At 69.8% G+C, this 2,441-nt stretch carries 2 protein-coding genes; one reads left to right on the top strand and one right to left on the bottom strand.

The annotated features are described in order from the left end of the window. Positions 1 to 86: 86 nt before the first annotated feature. Positions 87 to 1,262: an alpha/beta hydrolase gene (locus tag K2Z83_RS28175; protein WP_220598495.1), complete on the top strand. Its 1,176-nt coding sequence runs from the start codon at positions 87 to 89 to the stop codon at positions 1,260 to 1,262. Positions 1,263 to 1,287: 25 nt separating this feature from the next. Here K2Z83_RS28175 and K2Z83_RS28170 read toward each other — a convergent pair whose 3' ends face one another. Then, complete coding sequence (locus K2Z83_RS28170; RefSeq protein ID WP_370650288.1) at positions 1,288 to 2,439, bottom strand: DNA cytosine methyltransferase; 1,152 nt, start codon at positions 2,437 to 2,439, stop codon at positions 1,288 to 1,290. Between the last annotated feature and the right edge of the window lie 2 nt (positions 2,440 to 2,441).

Below are 2,441 nucleotides of genomic sequence, written 5' to 3'. Positions count from 1 at the left end.
TTTTTCGCGTACACTAGGCGTGGGGTTGGGGGGTGGGGGTTGGGGGTTGTTGTGCGACACAGGCAAATGAGGGAGGAGCCCGCGCAGTGCGACGTATTCTGAGCATGATCGAGGGGCCGCTGCGCCTGATCTGGGGCGCGGGGGCGGCGGCGGTGTCGCTCCTGGCGCTGTTCGAGGCGCCGACCTGGGACCTGTTCCGGGCGGCGGTGGTGGCGACGGAGTGGGGCCACCTGCTGGCCCTGGCGGCGCTGGCCCCGCTGCTGCCCGGCTGGCGCCGCACCCGCGCCGGGCAGGTCGGTGGGGCGCTCGGCATCGGCGCAGCGCTGGTGGCCCTGACCCCGCTGCTGCGGGCGCTGCCGGTGGCCCAGGCGCTCCCCGCCCAGCTGGCCGCCGCCTTCGGCCCGCCGCCGCCCGAGCTCGGCCGCCCGGCCCCGCTCGTCGCCGCCGATCTCCTGCGCGGCGTCGCCCTGCCCGAAGGCGAGCCGACCGCCCTGATATTTGGCGAGGCCGACGGGCAGCGCCTTGATCTGGACTTCTACCCGGCCCAGGGCGCGACGGCCCCGGCGCCACTGCTGGTGGTCGTCCACGGCGGCGCGTGGCAGGGCGGCGATAAGAGCGAGATGCCTGCGCTGAGCCGCTACCTGGCGGGGCGGGGCTACGCGGTGGCGGCGGTGAACTACCGGCTCGCCCCGCGCTGGCCGTTCCCGGCCGCCCGCGACGACGTGCGCGCGGCGGTCGCCTACCTCAAGGGCCGCGCCGCCGAGCTGGGCGTCGACCCGACGCGGATCGCCCTCTGCGGGCGCTCGGCCGGCGGGCAGATCGCCCTGCTGGTGGCCTACACCGCAGACGACCCGGCCATCCGCGGGGCGATCTCCTTCTACGGCCCCACCGACATGGTCTACGGCTACGCCCACCCCTCCAACCCGCTGGTGCTCAACTCGACCGAGGCGCTGGAGTTCTACCTGGGCGGCCCGCCCGAGCGACTGCCCGCAGCCTACGCCGCGGCCTCGCCGATCAGCTTCGTCGGGCAGCGCACCCCGCCAACCCTGCTGATCCACGGGCGGCGCGACGAGCTAGTCTTCTTCCGCCAGAGCCAGCTGCTCGACGCGGCCCTGTCCGCCGCCGACCGGCCGCACCTGCTGCTCGACCTGCCCTGGGCCACCCACGCCGCCGACTTCAACTTCAGCGGCCCCAGCGGGCAGATCAGCACCTACGCCATCGAGCACTTCCTTGGCACAGTAATGTTGAATGTTGAATTGTGAATGTTGAATGTTCGGGCAGATCACGCTAGAGAGCAATGCTCATCGTAGCATGGGCCAGGGGCCGCAGGAGATGCCGCTCAAGCCAGGCGACCACCGGGACGGCGACGGCATCGCCCATGACGTGGTAGCCCTCGTTATAGCTCTCGGGGAGCCGGTAGCTATCGGGCAGGCCCATGAGCCGGGCCGCCTCGCGCACCGAGAGCAGGCGTGACCGCACCTTGCCCTGATCGACGATCAGCACGAGCTGCCGGCTCGACCCGCCAACTGGCGTTCGTAGGCAGCCGCTCACATCGTCAAATCGCACCTCGGCCCGCTGGGCTTTCACCCCGGCCTCAACTCGCGTGCGCTTATACACCGTCCCCACATGGAGCTCACCGCTTGCCTGTGCGGCCCGCACCTTCGCTATGTGAAGCGGCGACATCAGCGACAGCAGCCGGGCCGTCTCAGCCTCGGAGTGCCACGGCACGCCCCGAGGCTCAGGCTCAATGACGTCGCGCAGGCTCCCCACCTTCATCACAGGGGCCGGCACATCCCACCAGACCCAGGCGCGCTTGATGGATTCGGGCAGCCGCTCGTAGGCCTGGGAGATCGCAGGTGTGTGCCAGGGCGACCGTGCGCCAGGACGGCACAGCAGCTCCTCGGGGAGATCAAGATCGTGCTTGACCGCGATGATAAAGAGGCGCGGACGCGACTGGGGCACAAACTGGGCCGCGTCGATGAGCATCGCGCCGGGCCGATAGCCTGACTCTACAAGCACCGTGAGGAGCTGCGCAAAATCTCGGCCCTGGTTTGAGGTGAGCAGGCCGCCGACGTTCTCAAGCGCAACGATCGGGACGCCCCGGCCCTCGCCCTCTAGTGCGGTGATCAGCGACCAGAACGGCCAGAACGTCCCGCTGCGCGAGGCATGAAGCCCCTTACCGTTGCCCGCCAGCGAGAGATCCTGACACGGGAACGAGGCCCAGGCGAGCGTCGCACGACCTGAGATCATCCCCGGCTGCACCTCCGAAATATCCTGGACACACAGCTCCTGGTGCTCCGGGAAATTGGCCCGATAGACTCGGGCCTTCTTCTCAGAGATATCGTTGGCGAACAGGCATGTCCACGCCGGGCCAAGCCCCATCCGCGCCAGCCCGCCCCCGGCAAAAAACTCGGTTAGCGCGAATAAGTCCTGGGTCAAGC

Source organism: Oscillochloris sp. ZM17-4 (genome assembly GCF_019599295.1).
Classification (GTDB): domain Bacteria; phylum Chloroflexota; class Chloroflexia; order Chloroflexales; family Chloroflexaceae; genus Oscillochloris.
This window is presented reverse-complemented; position numbering and strand designations above follow the sequence as displayed.